The sequence below is a fragment of the Brevibacterium pigmentatum genome (assembly GCF_011617465.1).
Lineage (GTDB): Bacteria > Actinomycetota > Actinomycetes > Actinomycetales > Brevibacteriaceae > Brevibacterium > Brevibacterium pigmentatum.
The window spans coordinates 3,387,723-3,404,396 of record NZ_CP050153.1; the positions used below are offsets into that span (position 1 = coordinate 3,387,723).

15 protein-coding genes and 1 pseudogene are annotated in these 16,674 nt (G+C 63.1%); 1 reads left to right on the plus strand and 15 read right to left on the minus strand.

The features are described from left to right. Positions 1–47: 47 nt before the first annotated feature. Positions 48–1,532, minus strand: a pseudogene (locus tag GUY30_RS15390) (CoA-acylating methylmalonate-semialdehyde dehydrogenase). 113 nt (positions 1,533–1,645) lie between these two features. Here GUY30_RS15390 and GUY30_RS15395 point away from each other — a divergent pair. After that, the gene (locus GUY30_RS15395; protein WP_167199436.1) at positions 1,646–3,355 is read left to right on the plus strand and encodes a PucR family transcriptional regulator; all 1,710 of its coding nucleotides are present in this window, start codon (positions 1,646–1,648) and stop codon (positions 3,353–3,355) included. 87 nt (positions 3,356–3,442) lie between these two features. Here the strand turns inward: GUY30_RS15395 and GUY30_RS15400 are convergent, their stop codons facing one another. The 14 genes from GUY30_RS15400 to GUY30_RS15465 form a co-directional block, all read right to left on the minus strand. Beyond that, entirely contained in the window at positions 3,443–4,447 is a 1,005-nt protein-coding gene (locus GUY30_RS15400; RefSeq protein ID WP_167199439.1) for an Ldh family oxidoreductase, read from the minus strand. A 222-nt stretch (positions 4,448–4,669) separates the two neighbouring features. Next, positions 4,670–5,644, minus strand: coding sequence for a proline racemase family protein (locus GUY30_RS15405; RefSeq protein WP_208091438.1), 975 nt, complete (start codon positions 5,642–5,644; stop codon positions 4,670–4,672). Between the two features lie 117 nt (positions 5,645–5,761). Then, positions 5,762–7,009, minus strand: coding sequence for an FAD-dependent oxidoreductase (locus GUY30_RS15410; protein ID WP_167199442.1), 1,248 nt, complete (start codon positions 7,007–7,009; stop codon positions 5,762–5,764). 166 nt (positions 7,010–7,175) lie between these two features. After that, on the minus strand, positions 7,176–7,688 hold the full coding sequence (locus tag GUY30_RS15415; RefSeq protein WP_167199445.1) for an OmpA family protein: 513 nt from the start codon (positions 7,686–7,688) through the stop codon (positions 7,176–7,178). An 86-nt stretch (positions 7,689–7,774) separates the two neighbouring features. Continuing rightward, positions 7,775–8,392 (minus strand): hypothetical protein, encoded by a 618-nt coding sequence (locus tag GUY30_RS15420; RefSeq protein ID WP_167199448.1) that lies wholly within the window; start codon positions 8,390–8,392, stop codon positions 7,775–7,777. Between the two features lie 638 nt (positions 8,393–9,030). Next, complete coding sequence (locus tag GUY30_RS15425) at positions 9,031–9,300, minus strand: hypothetical protein (RefSeq protein WP_167199451.1); 270 nt, start codon at positions 9,298–9,300, stop codon at positions 9,031–9,033. A 33-nt stretch (positions 9,301–9,333) separates the two neighbouring features. After that, positions 9,334–10,134 carry a DUF8453 domain-containing protein gene (locus GUY30_RS15430; protein WP_167199454.1) on the minus strand — a complete coding sequence of 267 codons (801 nt, stop codon included), beginning with the start codon at positions 10,132–10,134 and terminating at the stop codon, positions 9,334–9,336. A gap of 67 nt (positions 10,135–10,201) precedes the next feature. Continuing rightward, the gene (locus GUY30_RS15435; protein ID WP_167199457.1) at positions 10,202–12,130 is read right to left on the minus strand and encodes a glycosyltransferase; all 1,929 of its coding nucleotides are present in this window, start codon (positions 12,128–12,130) and stop codon (positions 10,202–10,204) included. 153 nt (positions 12,131–12,283) lie between these two features. Continuing rightward, complete coding sequence (locus tag GUY30_RS15440) at positions 12,284–12,685, minus strand: hypothetical protein (RefSeq protein WP_167199460.1); 402 nt, start codon at positions 12,683–12,685, stop codon at positions 12,284–12,286. A 3-nt stretch (positions 12,686–12,688) separates the two neighbouring features. Next, on the minus strand, positions 12,689–13,723 hold the full coding sequence (locus tag GUY30_RS15445) for a peptidoglycan recognition protein family protein (RefSeq protein WP_167199464.1): 1,035 nt from the start codon (positions 13,721–13,723) through the stop codon (positions 12,689–12,691). 28 nt (positions 13,724–13,751) lie between these two features. Continuing rightward, the gene (locus tag GUY30_RS15450; RefSeq protein WP_167199467.1) at positions 13,752–14,057 is read right to left on the minus strand and encodes a hypothetical protein; all 306 of its coding nucleotides are present in this window, start codon (positions 14,055–14,057) and stop codon (positions 13,752–13,754) included. A 2-nt stretch (positions 14,058–14,059) separates the two neighbouring features. Then, positions 14,060–14,419, minus strand: coding sequence for a hypothetical protein (locus GUY30_RS15455; protein WP_167199470.1), 360 nt, complete (start codon positions 14,417–14,419; stop codon positions 14,060–14,062). 64 nt (positions 14,420–14,483) lie between these two features. Then, on the minus strand, positions 14,484–16,034 hold the full coding sequence (locus GUY30_RS15460; RefSeq protein WP_167199472.1) for a phage baseplate protein: 1,551 nt from the start codon (positions 16,032–16,034) through the stop codon (positions 14,484–14,486). Between the two features lie 15 nt (positions 16,035–16,049). Further along, a complete protein-coding gene (locus GUY30_RS15465; protein ID WP_167199475.1) occupies positions 16,050–16,664 on the minus strand; it encodes a hypothetical protein in 615 nt (204 codons plus the stop codon). Positions 16,665–16,674 lie beyond the last annotated feature (10 nt).

A 16,674-nucleotide genomic window follows, 5' to 3' on the forward strand; every position in this document is an offset into this window, starting at 1 on the left:
GTCGTAACGCCCGCCCCTGGTCGGGGCGGACGTCCGTGGTGGTCTGATCAGTCGTGGGTCGGGAAGCCGAGGTTGAGTCCGCCGTGGCTGGGATCGAGCCAGCGTGAGGTCACGACCTTGCCGCGGGTGAAGAAGTGGACTCCTTCGTCGCCGTAGGCGTGGGTGTCGCCGAACAGCGAGTTCTTCCACCCGCCGAAGGAGTATTAGCCCACGGGCACGGGGATCGGCACATTGATGCCGACCATGCCGACCTCGACTTCGTTCTCGTAGCGGCGGGCCGCTCCCCCGTCGTTGGTGAAGATCGCGGTGCCGTTGCCGTACGGGTTGGCGTTGATGAGGTCGAGGCCCTCGTCGTAGCCGGGGACGCGGACGACGCAGAGCACTGGTCCGAAGATCTCGTCCGTGTAGATCGACATGTCGGTGGTCACGTCGTCGAACAGCGTCGGGTTGAGGAAGAACCCGTCGGTCGGGGTGTTCTCTCGACCGTCGAGAACGACCGTCGCCCCCGCCTCGGCGCCGGCATCGATGTAGCCGGCGACCTTATCGCGGTGGGCCGCGGTGACGAGCGGTCCCATGTCCGGCTCGGTCGCCCCGTCGCCCACGCGCAGGGTCGTGGTGCGCTCGGCGATCTTCGCCACGAGCTCATCGGCGATGGAGTCGACGGCGACGACCACGGAGATCGCCATGCAGCGCTCACCGGCTGCCCCGTAGCCGGCGTTGACGGCGGCGTCGGCGGCGAGGTCGAGGTCCGCATCGGGCAGGACGAGCATGTGGTTCTTCGCTCCGCCGAGCGCCTGGACGCGTTTGCCGGCGGCCGTGCCGTTCTCGTAGACGTATTTTGCGATCGGGGTCGACCCGACGAAGGACACCGAGGCGACGTCGGGGCTCTCAAGGATCGTGTCGACGGCTTCCTTGTCGCCGTGGACGACGTTGAACACGCCGTCGGGCAGGCCCGCTTCCCTCCACAGCTCGGCGAGCCAGTTCGCGGCCGTCGGGTCCTTCTCGGAGGGCTTGAGCACGACGGTGTTTCCTGAGGCGATGGCCACGGGGAAGAACCACATCGGAACCATGGCCGGGAAGTTGAAGGGGGAGATGATCGCGGCGACGCCGAGCGGCTGGCGAAGAGAGTGGACGTCGAGGCTCGTCGAGGCGTTCGCAGTATGGCCACCCTTGAGGTGGCCGGCGATGCCGCACGCGAATTCGACGACTTCCTGCCCGCGGGCGACTTCGCCGAGGGCGTCCGAGAGGACCTTGCCGTGTTCGGCGGTGATGATCTTGGCGAGCTCCTGCTTGCGGGCATTGAGCAGCTCTCGGAAGGAGAAGAGGATGGACGTCCGCCGAGACAGCGAGGTGTCGCGCCAGGCGGGGAAGGCGACCGAGGCCGCGGCGATCGCCGATTCCACGGTCGTCTTCGAGCCCAGTGCCACCTGGCCGCTGACGACCCCGGTGGCGGGGTTCGTGATGTCGCCGAGGCGGGTGTCGGTGTCTGCGGTGACGGTCTGTCCGTTGATCCAATGGGTCAGCGTTGCCATGTGGTGTCCTTCTGCGTCGTCGGTACGTCGGTTGAGTCCATCCTCGGTCGGCACCGCCGATCCCAACAGTGTCAAAGTGTCAGAATGTTCCACTCCGGCTTTACACTGTGTCAATGGATACTGCGATGGATTCGGATGGGCCGTCTCTGAGCATCGCCGGTCTGCTCGAGTTCGAGGAGATCAGCGTCGCCGGCCCGCAGGTGATCGCCGGCGACGCACGTCTCGATCGGGCGATCCGCTGGGTCCACATCGCCGATTCCGAACACGTCGAACTGTTCCTCGAAGGCGGGGAGCTCGTGCTCACCACGGCCACGGCCTTTCGCCACCGCCCCGAGGCGATGTCCGAGTTCCTCGACCAGCTCGAGCGGGCGGCAGCGGCGGGCACGATCATCGAACTCGTCGACGAGGACTCGGCCTTCGACGAGGCGGCGAGCGCGATCGTGCGGGAGGCCGCCTCGGCGAGGGATCTGCCCGTCGTGGTGCTCCCGCACCGGGTCAAGTTCGTGAAGATCACGGAGTTCGCCCATCGACGTCTCCTCGCGCAGCAGATCTCGCAGCTCGAGCATGCTCGGGAGATCCACGAGACCTACACGCAGCTGAGCCTGTATCGGGCCGGAGCGCAGACGATCGTCGACCGCACGGCCGAGCTGCTGGGGACTCCGGTGATACTCGAGGACGTCGCCCACCGGGTGCTCGCTCATGCGGGGCGAGGGTCGGCGACGCTGGCACAGAAGTGGGCGGGCCTCGTCACCGGGGCGAGCACCGAGCCCGGGGTGGAGGCCGCGGCGGATTGGCGGCAGACGCCGGTCGGGATGCGGGCACGCCGGTGGGGGCGGCTCGTCGTGCCCCGGCCGGCCGAGTCGACGGCGGCCCTCGATCAGATCATCGAACGGGCCGGAGAGGCACTGACGCTGACCCGCATGGCCGATCGGGACGAACAGGATCTGCTGCTGCAGGCCCAAAGCGGGCTGATCCGCGAGATCACGGGCTCGGAGGGTCTCGACGAACGGTCGGCGCTGGAGCGCGCTCGTTCCCTGGGTTTCACTCCCGCCGACGGCGTCGAACTCACCCCGGTCGTCGTCCGCATCGACCGGGAGTCCGACACCGATCCGACTCGGGTGCAGCTGCAGGAGCGCGGCCTGACGCAGGAGATCGCCTCTGCCGCCTCGCGCCTCAATCTGTGTCTGCTCATGACGAGCCTGCAGTCGGGTGTTTTCGGGTTCGTTCTGGGGCCCGGTCGCGGCAGAAACCGACGATCGCAGCCGAGTCCGCGCGGTACTGCGGAGGCCGACGACCGCCTCAACCGCCTTCTCGCCGAGCTCGAGGGGCTTGCTGCGAGCTGGGTGGTCGGGGTCGGCCGAGGCAGCACTTCTCTGCTTCGCGCTGTCGCCGGTCTCGAAGCGGCTTCTCACGTCGCCGAGGTCGCGTCGACGCTCGATGTGCGTGAGCGTGCGTTCTACCGCTCCTCGGACGTGCGCATCCGCGGGCTGCTGTCTCTGCTGGCCGAGGACTCGCGGCTGCGCGCCTTCGCCGAGGGAGAGCTGGGGCCGCTGCTCGGCGAACCGACGCGCGATGACCGGCGGGGAGACGACGTTCTGCCGTCGACCGCGTACGCCGCAGACGACGGACTGCTCGACTTCCTCGAGCTCTATCTCTCCCATGGCGGCAACAAGTCCGCGATGGCGCGGGCCGGGCACCTGTCCCGACCCGCGCTCTACTCACGGATCAGTCGTTTGCAAGACCGCCTCGGCGTCTCACTCGACGATGCGGAGTCACGCACGGCACTGCACGTGGCGCTGCTGTGGTGGCGGATGTACGGCTGAGGACCGTACTCGACGGAGTCGACGACTCCCTCCATCGGGGTCGTATGCCGTCCGGGACAGAGCAGGCTTCGGTCGGTCGACAGCAATTCAGTCGAACAGGGAGCGAATCGTCTCGGTGATGGGGATTCCGCGTTCGGCCGCCTCGGCGCGATTGGCATAGCGACGATCACCGGGCTGACGATCCATGCCTGCGTCGCGGAGCATGTCGACGAATTCGCGGACGCGGCTCAGAAAGGCATCGTTGCCGCCGCGTTCGGGGTCGATGACGATGAAGAGCTGACCGGTCCGGAAGGTGTGGGCGCCCTCGGGAGCTTCGGCGTCGATCTCGTAGGTGAAGGCGCCGCCGGTCAGCCCTGCCGCGAGCGTTTCGATCATGAACGACAGCAGCGCACCCTTGTGCCCGCCGATGGGGCGGATGCCGCCGCCGTCGAGTATGGCGTTCGGATCCGTGGTGTCCGCGCCGGTCGAGTCGACCCCGGCCCCGACCGGAACGTCCTGACCTTCTGCCCGCAGCAGCTGCAGGTCCCCATGGGACATCGACGACGTGGAGAAGTCGAAGACGATCGGGTCCGCGCCAGCCACGGGCGTGGCGAAGCCGAACGGATTGGTACTGAAGACCGGACGGGTGGCTCCCTCGGGGACGACGGCGAGCTTACCGCTGGCAATCATCCCCATCGCCACCCGACCGTCGCGCGCAAAGGCCTCGAGGTCGGGCCACAGGGCGCTGAAGTGGTGGGTGTTGCGCAGGGCGATGACGGCTACACCGGTGTCGTCGAGCGCTTGGTCGATCGTCGGCCCCGCCTCGGCGAGTGCGGGTTGGGCGAAACCGTTGTGACCGTCGATGCGGATATAGGAAGAGCCGACGACGTCGATGCTCGTTTCTGCTGTCCCATCTGCCCAACCCCGGGTCAGCGAATCGAGGTATCCGGCCACGCGAAAGACTCCGTGGCTGAGAGTGCCGTCGCGCTCACAAGTGGCACAGTTGGTCGCCAGCACTTGCGCAACCGCCGAGGACGCTCCTGCGGCGGTGAGCTTGGCTTCGATCGCCGAGACAAGATCATCGAAAGAGATGCGGTCGGGTTCGTTCGTCATTGTGCGCTCCTCGTGTGCAGCGAATCGTGTCGGCTTCGACCATTGCCCTTGATCAGCAGACTATCGCTCGAACAGTCTTCGATCCTGCCCCGCCATATCCGCTTCTCAGTTGTCGACTCCTGGTTCCGCTGCGCTCGTACCGCCGCTCCAGATGTCGCCGACGGTGAAGCCGACCTGAAACGGATCATCGGCCTCGAGGACGAGCTGCTGGAATCCGGTGATTCATCCACGCCCGGTGATCGAGGGGATCACGGCCGGCAGTCCGCAGATCTCGGTCTCTTCCTTCACCACGGCAGTGAAGGTCGTCCCCATCATCGATTCGTGGACGAATCGCTGACCGACGCGCAGTTCGCCGCGGGCGTGCGTGGCCGCCACTCGACCACACGTACCGGTGCCGCACGGTGAGCGGTCGAAAGTCCCGGTCCACGAACCCGGATCGCCGAGGTCGACGTTGCCGTTGGGCAGAACGACCGCGTTGCGTCCGTCAGTGCCCTCTGTTCGGGCGGGTCCGTGGATCAGCGGCAGACCGATCGAATCGATTTCAGGGATGAGAGGATGCCTCACCTCGAAGGTCTCGTTCGCCGCCTGCCGCAGTACGCTGGCAGCCCTGATGATCTCCTTGGCATTGCCAGGATCAAGATCCACGCCGAGGTTGTCCGCCGCAGTCTGTACGTAGAACTGACCGCCGAAGACGATGTCGACGGGAATCGTCCCGTACCCCGGCACCTCGAGAGGCAGGTCGAGTCCGTGGACGAAAGCCGGGACATTGTCGAAGGTCACCGATTGCGCTCGGCCGGCCTCCACCTCGGCGCGGACCGTGACGACACCCGCGGCGGTGTCGACCCGCAGCTCGGTGACCGGTTCGCTGACGTCGACGGACCCCGTCTCGATCAGCGCCGTGACGGTACAGATGAGGTTCGATCCGGACATCGGCTTGAACCCGCCCTGCTCCATCACGATCATTCCGAAATCGCAGCTCGGATCCGTCGCAGGCACGACGATCGGCGAGCACAGGCCGGGATAGCCGCGGGGTTCGTGGAGGATGAGGTTCCGGAAGTCGTCGAGGTGCTCTTCGCAGTATCGGAGCTTTTCGGCCATCGTGGCACCTTTGACCCTCAGTCCCGAGCCGATGAGCACTCGGCCGGGTTCGCCGGCCGCGTGAACATCGACGGCCTGGATGAGCTGTCTGTTCTTCACGTTCCCTCGTCTCTGCTCGGGCGGGCCTCAGCCCACGACTTCGCTGCCGGCGACTTGCTGTGTGGTCATGAGCCCATCCTCGTCCGTTCGGGTCCGTGCGGCGTTGACGTAAATCGTTCAGAAACGATTCGGGGACACACGAGCGAGCTGCTCACCGGGCAGCGTCGAGCTTCCACCAGTCATGAGTCCGGATAGCAGCCGAGCAGATCCCGGTGCCAATGTCAGACCGAGCATCGAATGTCCGGAGTTGATGTAGGCGTTCTTCACGGAGTCCAGGCGCCCGATGACGGGAAGGCCGTCAGGAGTCATGGGGCGCGACCCAGCCCATGGAGCCAGTTCTCCCTGACCGTCGCCCCAATCACGGAATGCTTCCTGAGCCGCGCGGCGGATCGCACCGACGCGGACCTCGTTGACGTCGTCGTCCGTGCTGCCGAACTCCATCGTGCCCGCGAGCCTGAGCATGCCGTTCAGCGGAGTGAGGGCGACGCGAGCATCTTCGAGGGTCAGGGATGTGCGCAGCTGAATCGGAGCGGGTGAGTAGTCAATGCTGTAGCCCTTGCCCGAGTAGATCGGGATCTTCTGACCGAGTTGCCCGGCCAACACGCCGGACGGGACACCGGCCGAGATGACAAGTGCATCGGCCTTGATGACCTCCGCGTCGGAGGTGACAACTGCGGTCACAGCGTCGCCGGAGCGAACGAAGCGTCCGACCCGAGTGTCTTCTCGCACGACTACGCCGAGATCAGAGAGTTTCGCGAGGAGGCCCGCTGTCAGAGAATCGGGTTCGATCTGTCGGTCAGCCGAGAAGGACAGACCGTGGCGGATTCGATCGCTGAGAGCCGGTTCGGCCTCGCGGACTTCGTCATCATGCAGTCGCCGCGGCCGGTGGCCCGCGGCCTCGAAAGCGGGCAGGCTCGCACAGTGCTCGTCGAAGCGTTCCCGAGTCTCGAAAGCCAGCAGCACACCGCGGTCGTGCATCTCGAAGTCGATGCCTTGAGCCTGGTACTCATCGAAGAGATCGTTCGCATCCTCGCCGAGGCGCAGGTGGAGGTCGAGTCCGGCTTCGAAGTCACGTGCGTTGCAGTGCCTGGCCATCTGCAAAAGGAATTTGAGATAGCCGGGCGCAAGGGACGGCTTGATCGATAGTGGGCTGTCGGGCTTGAGCATCCATCGGATCCCCTGAAGCAGCACCCCTGGGGCAGGCACCGGGGTGCTCTCGGCGATAGCGATCTTTGCGGCATTTCCGTGGGAGGCACCCGCACCGCATCGGGCAGCCTCGATGACGGTGACGTCGTGTCCGCTCAGCGCTAGTTCGTAGGCGCTGGTCAGCCCGACCACGCCGCCTCCGATGATGACTGTCTTCAATCGGTTGCCCTCCGTTGGTCCCCGAACCGGCTGCTTCGCCGCCGGATCAGGGCCGACGTCACCGAAGTTGCCTCATGTATGACCATCTATTGAAAGAGACGCTATGCAGTGCTGTCAGGTTCGTCAATGGTCTCAGCCGCTCTTCCCGAACAGCCCAAGATCAGGCTCAGTCTTCGTAGCGGATTTCGACGCGACGGTTCTTCGCCCGGCCCTCGGGGTCGTCTTTGCCGTTCTTCTCATTCGACTCGACGGGCTCGGACTCGCCGAAGCCCTTTGCCGCCACGTCAAGGTCGGAGTTCTCCGAGGTGAGCACCTCGGCGACGGCCTTCGCCCGGTCTTCGGAGAGCTTCTTGTTGTAGTCGTCTGCGCCCTTGGAATCCGTATGCCCGCCGACCGTGATCTCGGAATCGGTCGGCAGATCCTTGACGAGCTCCTTGATCTTCTTCTTCGCCGTGTCGCTCAGTTCGGACGAGTCGAAGTCGAAGAGGATATCGGTGTCGAGCGTGACCACGGTATCGCCGCCACTGGCTTTCGTCGTTTCGACATCCTCGATGCCTTTGTCCAAATCATAGATTTCCGGTTCGAGTTCGACGATGCTGTTGTCGATCTGCGACTGGTCGGGACCGGTGAAGTCATCCGGCGTCGGGGCATTTCGGTTGGCGATGTCATGCGAAGTCACTGAGTCTGCGAACGCGAATGCGGGAGGGCCCGCGACGACAATGCCGGCAGCCAGAATCACCGCTGCAGGACCGACGGCTGCCGGCTTCACGAGATCTTCACTCCGGTGGCGAGGTTCATACCGTCGACGACCGAGACCTCGACCTCGTCGACATCCGGCGGCGGGGCCGCGAAGACGGCGAAGGCGTAGTGGGTCTGGCCGGGTTTGAACTTCGTCTGTTGGACATTCGTCTGCGCTCGCTGCGGGAACTTATCCAACACATTGTGCTTGCGCAGGTTCTGCGAGTCCACAAGGAACGGCGCCCAGCTCCCACCAAGATAGCCGTAGAGATCGTCGCCGTCGTCATCCTCGTCGGTCTTCTCCGAGTTCACGGTGAACGCGAACTGCGCCACGACAGTTTCGCCCTGACGTTTCAGAGGAAACAGCTCGACAGTCATCGTCGCTTTCTCGTCGCCGTCAACGGCGGCGGGAATCTCCTGGGAGGCGACAGGATCGGGGAGATCATTCGGGTCGAGGCCGGCCGCCTCGGCGGATCCGGATTCACCCTTCGAACCTGCGGCCTCACCGGACTCCTGCGCGGCACCTTGGGTTTCGGTGCCCTCGGCGTTCTGCTCCTCTGTGTCATCTCCGGACGAGCAAGCGGCTAAGGTCAGGGCAAGAGAAGCGGCGGCAGCGGACAAAGCTGTCCTGCGGATCAGGGGCATGGCGATGGGAGTTCTCCTCAGAAGTCGCCGGAGCGGCAGCTCTGCTGGTGAGCTCCGGTGGCGGTAGGACGCGGACCACAGTAACCCGGACAAGTGAACTTTCACTACATCAAACGTAATTCGAGACGAACAGAAACGCAGAACCCCTGCGACCTGATCCAGATCGCAGGGGTTCTGCCTAACGCGGAGCCGGTGGGATTTGAACCCGATTGAACGCCGAGCTCGGCGCGCGATCGGCGGATTCTCGGGGCTTGGCAACACCGGAGAGTGGTCTAGCCATTCCCAGTTGTGCCCAAATTGTGCCCACAGCGTGCCCACAGGCGACTCCCCCGGCTGAATAACGAACCTGCAACTAACCACGTAGTCTCACGCTCTAGCACCGCGGAAAGACCTATGATCCGATCATGCCCGCACCACACCACAGGAGAACACAATGGGATCAGCAATAGCGACGCTCATCATCTAGGCGCTGAGCCTAGTCATTCTCATCTTCGTCATCGGCGCCGGTGTCCGAGTCGGCATGCGATGGTCGCGCATCGACGAACGCAAAGAGCAGGAAGACCGCAATGAGCCCGCCTACCGCGACGGACAATCCGTCTTCGAATACAAGCCCAACAAGAAATTCGAATAGAGCTGGACTAGCCTGGCTTCCCCTCCCACCACACATCGTCCGGCAGCAACCACACCCCGATCGTCTGGACTCGACGGTCCTTAGACTCGACGAAGATCGCGCCATCGAACCCGAGTCGCGTCGCAGTCCCGTCGATCCACACTTCACCGTCACTCTCAAACACGGTCCGCGCACGCACCCTCAGCGGCGGCTGGTCCCGGAAGGAACCGCGGGCACCGGCGTCGTTGCGAATCTTCTGCCAGTACCGCCAGGTAGCAGTGCCATAGTCATCGAACATATGCTCTATTGTGTTCGGTGCTGTGAGGAATGGCTACCTGTTGATCTCGCCTACGTGACGGGCGATTGCTCGCAGTGTTGAATGCAGATGTCTCATCTCGGTCGCTCCATTCTTTCGAAGGGGTTCCGACCCCTGATCAGGCACGGGCCACAACCCGGAGTGGAAACACTTCACGTCCATTGTCTCGCTATATGTTTCTTCTCCGGCATTTGACTTATAGGTGATGCCTACCTCAGCTTCGTCCGGCATACCCATTGTTCCCTCAATAGGTTCACCATCACCGTCGTAGGCTTCCTCGAAGGCGTCTTCTCGCCCGACCTGCCAAATCGACCGCAACGAAACCCCCGGTCCGATCGTTCGTGGGGTATCGAACATTTCGCGAATGGACCTCGTAACCAGGTCGTCTCGATCCACCTTTGCATTGCACCACAGACGAACCCCTCGTGCTGCTGTCTTGCCCGAGTTCCGAATCAGCAGATCGAACGACGTTGGCCCAGCCAGTCCAGGGACAATCAAGGCATCTACGTATGGTCGATTAGCTTCGTGGGAGTCGTTCGCGGCCTGTCTGTTGGCGGTTATTGCGGCTTGGCTTGAAGCCTTGCTGGCTTTCATCGTTTCCACACCAACTGTGCCCGCCCACGCAGCCGTTGCCAGGAGCCCCATCGATGTGACGATATCGACGGCGGTGGCTATCGAGGCCATGTTCCAGCCGAAGATCACCATCGCTCCGGCGTTCACCGCTGAGATCCCGAACGCACCGATGCCGGTCCATAGGATGCGGGTAGGCCACAGAGAACCTTTTCCGATATCGGAAGGTTCGATTTCGTCCGTCAAGTCTTACGCCCTCTCTGCGCGCCACGACTTGCATGTCTCGTCGACCGCCACCGTGGGTAGTTTAGTCTCACTTCTCGTCTCCCTGTGCGGCGTCGAGCACCTTGACACTGAAGTTCCCATACTCGGTACGGAACCAGCTCAGTCCATTCGCTTCGATGATGTCGATCGCGGAAGGAAGCTTCAATCGTGCCTTCGCGTCCCACGCGGCGCCGATCTTGCGAACATGCACATCGAACTTCCGTCCCGCAGACTGTGAGAACACCGCGTAGGGAATGGTGAAGTTGTACACGGTGCGGCCGTCTGCGCGCTGCCAGCCGTCCGGTGTGCTGAACGCTTGAGCGAAGTAGTTGCTGGCCCGATCTTTGAGGATGAGGCGCAAGTTTTTGTTGTCGATCTTCTCCTCATCGGCGAACACAATAGCGAGTTGGACGGCGTCTTTCCCCGGAGTGATCGCGAGTGTTCGCACCCGCGCATAGTTCGGGCTCTCGAACGGCTTCGGGTCGTGGAACTTCACTGGCTCCTCAAGAGCTGCCTTCCACCTGGCATACGCGTGTTCTGAATCGAAATCCCGCGCCCGAACAACGGCAGCTTCGCGCATCCCCTCCTTGGTGGTTTCGTCGAGACTGAGGAACTCGTTGATCTGTTCGGCGAGCGCGTGGGGGTTGCCGTAGTCGACGATGTATCCGTTGACTCCGTGGGTGATGATGTCGCGGGGTCCGTATTTGGTGTCGTAGGCGATGGGGATGCAGCCGGCGGCCATTGATTCGATGACCGCTAAGGAGAGGCCTTCGGTGGTGCTGGTGAGGGTCGAGAATGAGGATCGGGCCAGGCGTTCGGGCACATTGGTCACTTGTCCGGCGAGAGAGACAGCGCCTTCGAGGTTGCGTTCGCTGATGAGTGTCGCGAGGGTGTCTCGTTCGGGGCCGGTTCCGCAGACTGTGAGGGTTGCCTGATGTCCTGTCTGCCGGACGTGGTGTAGTGCGAGGATTGCGTGGTCGACGCGTTTGAGTTTCGAGAGGTTCGCGACCACGGTACCGGCAGACTCGGAACGCGCTGTGTTGTCGAGGTTGGGGTAGGCGGAGTCTGGGACTGCGCTCGGTAGCAGTCGGATCTTCTTGACGCCGATACCGAGTGCTGCGATCGCGTCGATTTGCTGCTGGGACTGGACGGCCACGAGGTCGAAGCTTTCGAGGTTCCGCATTGTCTCGGCTCGTTGCGGCAAGTACTGGCCGTAGTTCCCGGCGGATGCGTCTTTGAGGTGGGTTCCGTGGACGAACAGGGCGAGTTTGAACCGGCGCGGTGTGATCTCGTGGATGAACTCGCCGATTCGTTTGTCGTCGACGATAACCAGGGAGGGTTCCGGCGTCACTACACGTTCGACCCACTGGTTATATAGATCCCGCGCTTGGTCCCATTCGATGAGCGGTGTCTCCGCATGATCGTGGAGGATGACACGGCGCCCTGTTGAAGCGTCGCACAAGTCGGTAACGAGGAGTGTCCCATCAGCCCGATAGTGGTGGCGCCGGATTACCTTGCCTGTGTCCTCAGCGCGGAACACTATGTGTGTGGGAGCCTGCTCTTCTCTCTGCCCGTCGACGGCAGGGACCGGCTCGACGACTTCGGTGCCGTCGAACGTCGCCAGCTCTTCATCTGACAAGCCCCGCAGGTCATGCCACAGATTGATCAACGCTACCTCGGGCCGGATGCGGCCCGTTTCGAGCAGCCGTTGCTTCGTCTCCGCCGGCTCCGTGTTCGGATCGAAGGTGAGGATCGTCATCGACTTCGCCCGGCCGTGGTCAAGGAAGCTATTGATCCGCTGCAAGGCCGAATTCGGCATGCCGCTCAACTTCGGCGGGATGCCCCACAGGGCGTTGTACACGTGCACTTCATCAGTGCGAGCATCCCTCGGATTGCGAGCCTCGGTAACCTCTGGATTGGGCGTATTCTCGCGGACTGCCCGTTTGATACGAGCCAGCGTCTTTTCTGCCAAACCCATCACACACTACCCCTCTGATTTGTCGCTCAAACAATCCATCCACATTATCCATAGTTGCCTTGTGGAAAGTGCACGACACGAGGATGAGATGAATACGCAACGAGGCCCCGCCCCCACTGCGGTAGTGGGGGCGGGGCCTTTGGGCGGCGAAGGTCAGTGCCGGGGCCGGTAACCCTCAGCCGGCGGAGTGTTGTCCACCTCCGCCGCGGCGAGCGCCTCGAGGTCTTCATCGACGGGGTTGTCGGCGTCGGGGAGTTCGTCGAGTGGGATGTCGTCGGTGTCGTCGGGTTCGATCTCTTCGGCGGTGTCGGTGTCGAACGGGGTCTTGTCGAAGTAGACGGGCCGGGACGGTTTGCCGAGTAGGGCGCCGGCGGCGGGGAACTTCTGTTCGAGGGCTCGTGCGGCGACGTAATAGACGATCGCGATGAGCGCACCGAGGACAGTGCCAATGAGCTCCTGTCCTTTGTCGGAGAGCTGGAAGCCGACAGTGGCGAGGGCGCTGGCGATTGCGCCGACGATGATGGGGACGACGGTGCGGATGATTGATGTGGCCATGGGTCAGCCTTTCAGGAACTTGGTCTGGATGCTGGTGATTTTCGCGGTCTTCGAGTCGGTCCACGCCTGAACGCGGAGCCGGTTCGAGCGGCCGTTTTTGCCTTTGCTGGTTTTGCCGATCTGGGTGTGGGAGATGTAGGTGCCTCCGCCGGAGCCGTGCTGCTCCTGTTTCGCGTAATACCCGTTGTTCTTCGTGGTCGTCCCCTTCTTATAGGAGGCGGTGATAAACCGGACTTGGATGGTCTCGTCAGGTTTCAGGCCGGTGACGGTGAGGTACACCTGGGCGAGGTAGGGGCTGCCGTCGCAGGTGAGGATCGACATGGATCCTTTGCCGATGTACAGCGACTTCCATTTGCCACGGGTGAGTGCTTGCAGGGCTTTGTAGATTTTGCCGCCTGAGTATTTGGTCATGCCGAGGATGCCTTCCTTTTTCGGTGCCGGTGCGGTGTCGCTTGAGGCGGCGCCGCCTTGTGCGAGTCGCACGATTTCGGGGATCTGGGAGATGCGGTTCTTGCCGGGGCAGACTTTCCCGGCGTACTTCGACCACTGGTAACGGGTGCCTCGCAGGGAGTTCGGGAGTTCGTTTCCCGGGACTCCCATGGCGTGATAGCCGATGCCGCGGTCGCGAACGGTCTTCATCTGCTGGATGGGGATGTCGTGGTTCGTGCAGGCCCAGACGATGATCTTCACGATCGCGGCGATCTGAGCTGCGTTCCAATAGGGCACGTTGTCGCCGGCAGTGTTCCAGCGGCCGAAGGAGCCGCCGTAGTCGGCGGTCTCGATGCTGATGACGTGGCCGGATCCGAGGTAGTTCGCGTCGGCGGTGTACTTGGTGTCGACCCACTGGTAGATCTCGCCGTGCTCGCCGACGCCGAAGTGTGATTCGGTGCCGACGGTGCCGTCCTTCTCGAACATGCTGTCGGTGCCGGCGAGACTGCCGACCATTGTGTGGAGGCACACGCCTTGGTAGGACTTCATCAGACCCTGTCGTGCCTGGTTCGCGAGGAGCTTGTTCACGGCTCCGGGCATAATGGCCATTACTGTCTCCTTGAATGAGGAGAACCCTTCACACGGAAGGGTTCTTGGGTTGATCGGGTGGTGGTGGGACGACGGGGAACTTCTCCTTGTCGTCCGGCGGTAGACGCTGGTAGGCGTGCCAGAGCCGTGGATAGAAACCGCGGTACCATTGCAGTTCCGATTTCAGCTCCCGGATTTCCTGCAGTCGGGCCTCGGCGATGCCTTTCCATTGGGCGACAGCCGAATCTTCCTTGATGACACGACCTTGGATGATGTCGTAGATGAACTTCCCGACTGCGCCGAGGAGGATTGCGACACCACCGCCGAGAAAGAATTTGATGAGTTCTGCATCCATCCCTACTCCGCATCTACGATCTCGTTAATTGCTCTCTCATCTCGGCCGAGCCGCCACCATCTCTCGAAAGCCCACAGTCCGAACCCGCAGTAGACGAGGGTGCCGCCACCCCGCGTCCATGTGATCGGGTCAGCGAACATGACCAGGGATTGGCCGGCGACGAGCATGGCTGCCGCGACGACGACGAAGAGCACGCCGAGGCGCTCGAGGTGGACGACGCGGGTGAACGTGCCAACCAGCGAGATGAAACCACCTGCGGCGAACACCCATCCCCACATGACCGCCGGAGCCGGGGTGTCGAAGAAGTTCGTGGTGGTGTTCGGCGGGGCGAGGACGTAGAAGGCCCCGGCGAGTGTGAACACTACTGATCCGATTGCGCGGAGTGCGCGTGATGTTCTGTCCATAGTCATCCCCTCATCCTGGCGGTCATGATGCGTCCGCCTGCCAGTAGATGCCAGTCCTGGTCGTGTTGTATCGGGTGAGCCAGATGAGACAGCCCTTGGTGGTGACTTCGCTGACTGAAACACCCTTGACCCACGGTCCGGGAACATTACTGTCGGGTGTCACTGTCATATGCGGAACCGTGTCGAACTCACGGGCGAACGTCACCTGCACGGACGTGGCCGTGTCGGCAGCAGTGGGCGTGATGTAAGCGTAGCCGCGTTCTTTCTGTCCGATGCGGCGCAGGGTTTCCCCGACGAGGTCGTCGCCGGCTGGTGGGTTGAACGCGTAGATCGGTGACTGTCGGTAGTAGGCGGACCCGATCGCCTTGCCGAACAGGAGCGAGGGGGTGCCGCCGGGGCCGCGCCACAGTGAGACTCCTTCGATCTCGTTATAGCCTTCCGGGAAAGTCCCGTCCGGCATTGCCGCGGTCCGGTCAACATCGATCAGTGTCTTCACTCCGGTGTCCCACCGGTATCGGGTGATCGTGTTCGGTGCGTCGAAACCTGCACCACCTCGAGCCACATACAGGTAATCGTCGATGGACACGTGCCCCTGGTAGGGGTTGACGCCGGTCTGGGAGTCGTCGGTGATCAGTGTTGCGATGGGCTGGTTACGTCCAGCCTTGTAATCGGAGAGTTTGCGGAGCACGAATCGTTCTCTCGTGGTGGAGACGAATACGCGTTCGCAGATCCTGTCGGAGGCCTGGTCGATGGCGAAGTCGACGAGAGTGTTGTCCGCGAAATCGGGGACTTCGGACACCAGCGGGTCATCCCGGAGGACAGTCGTGCCCGGCTGGTATTGGGCGCGCACCATACGGTTCGTGAACGAGCTGCCGGTGGTGTCGTAGGTCCAGCGGAACCACAGCCATACGTTCGGGCCGTCGTTCTCGATTGCCACCGTGGAGCCGTGGCCGCCTCCGGCGAAGATGCACTGGTCGAGCATCCGCCCGTCGGGCGCGCACCGGGTTATGTGCAGGTCAGTGGATGATCCGTTCGCCGGGCCTGCCTGCGCGGCATAGTAGTTCCCGGTCAGGGGGTCGCGGGTCGCTGATTGCAGAACCCTGTTCGACGGGGTGCGCAACGTGGTCACGTATCGGGGTGAGAGCTTCGTGATGTCGAACCCGAGCTTCGCATCCACTTCCGCTTTCGCCAGATCCGCCTTCACCCCTGAAACGGTTGCAATATCTTGTGCCTCCTGTGCTGCGGCGAGCGCGGCGGTGGATTTTGATAGTGCGGTGGATGCGGCGGCGAATGCTTCGCGGGCGGGTATGGCCCAGCGCATGCCGTAGCCGGCGTCGAGGTAGAGGATTTGGTATTGGTCGGAGGCTTGGAAGGCGACTCGTCCTGTTTCGTCGCCTGTGGTGCCGGAGACGACGACGCCGGCGAGGGGTGCGCCGTTGGTGTCGTAGAGTTCTGTGACCTGTTGGCCGCCGAGGGCTGACGTGTACACCTTGAGGGCGACGCCGCCGATGACGCTGCCGTTTGAGTCTGCGGTGACGTCGGCGGGGCTTCCACCGAAAACGTTCAATGCCATGGCTGTGCCCTTCGGTTAGTTGTTCCAGGTGGCGGAGAACCAGAAGTAGTCTCCGGTGCGGATTCGTCCGCTCGTGGTGGCGTCGTAGATGCGGACTGTGCCGTCGTTGCGCAGGGATGCGGCTCCGGAGGTGACGTTGGTTTTGTAGGTGCCGACGACGAGGAACTCGCCGACGGTTTCTGCGACCTGTGCGGGAACTATGCACACGTCGATGTCGGGGGTGATGTTTCCGGCGTCGGCTGAGGAGTCGGGTTTCGCGGTGATCATGTCCCCGGTGTAGAGGGCTTTGATTCTCACCTCGGTGGTGTACGTGTTGCGGATTGCGATCGTCGTGTCCGGTTCCCACCCGGTGAGGAAGGTGAACCCGGTGCGGTATTCCTGTCGTTCGTACACGGTCCACCAGTCCAGGGGGCCGGGGCCGGTCTTGACCCAGATCTTCTTCGATGGCCCGGATACGACCATGGTGGATTCTGGTGCGTCGGCGTATTTCTGGTCGCGGTCGGCTTCGTCGACGGCGGGCAGGACGAGGCGGGGGTCCATGGCCATGACGAGTCCCATCATGTCCGCTGCCGCGGCAGGGGCATCCGGGCCAGATGGGTACGGGACTTTCGCGAGTGGTGAGTTCGGCACGATGGAGCTC

Coding starts and splice junctions, on each gene's coding strand:
- GUY30_RS15400 (WP_167199439.1), bottom strand. CDS start 4,447: ATGACGAACGAACCCGACCGCATCTCTTTCGATGATCTTGTCTCGGCG.
- GUY30_RS15450 (WP_167199467.1), bottom strand. CDS start 14,057: ATGGATGCAGAACTCATCAAATTCTTTCTCGGCGGTGGTGTCGCAATC.
- GUY30_RS15420 (WP_167199448.1), bottom strand. CDS start 8,392: ATGCCCCTGATCCGCAGGACAGCTTTGTCCGCTGCCGCCGCTTCTCTT.
- GUY30_RS15425 (WP_167199451.1), bottom strand. CDS start 9,300: ATGTTCGATGACTATGGCACTGCTACCTGGCGGTACTGGCAGAAGATT.
- GUY30_RS15440 (WP_167199460.1), bottom strand. CDS start 12,685: ATGGCCACATCAATCATCCGCACCGTCGTCCCCATCATCGTCGGCGCA.
- GUY30_RS15395 (WP_167199436.1), top strand. CDS start 1,646: ATGGATACTGCGATGGATTCGGATGGGCCGTCTCTGAGCATCGCCGGT.
- GUY30_RS15435 (WP_167199457.1), bottom strand. CDS start 12,130: ATGGGTTTGGCAGAAAAGACGCTGGCTCGTATCAAACGGGCAGTCCGC.
- GUY30_RS15460 (WP_167199472.1), bottom strand. CDS start 16,034: ATGGCATTGAACGTTTTCGGTGGAAGCCCCGCCGACGTCACCGCAGAC.
- GUY30_RS15445 (WP_167199464.1), bottom strand. CDS start 13,723: ATGGCCATTATGCCCGGAGCCGTGAACAAGCTCCTCGCGAACCAGGCA.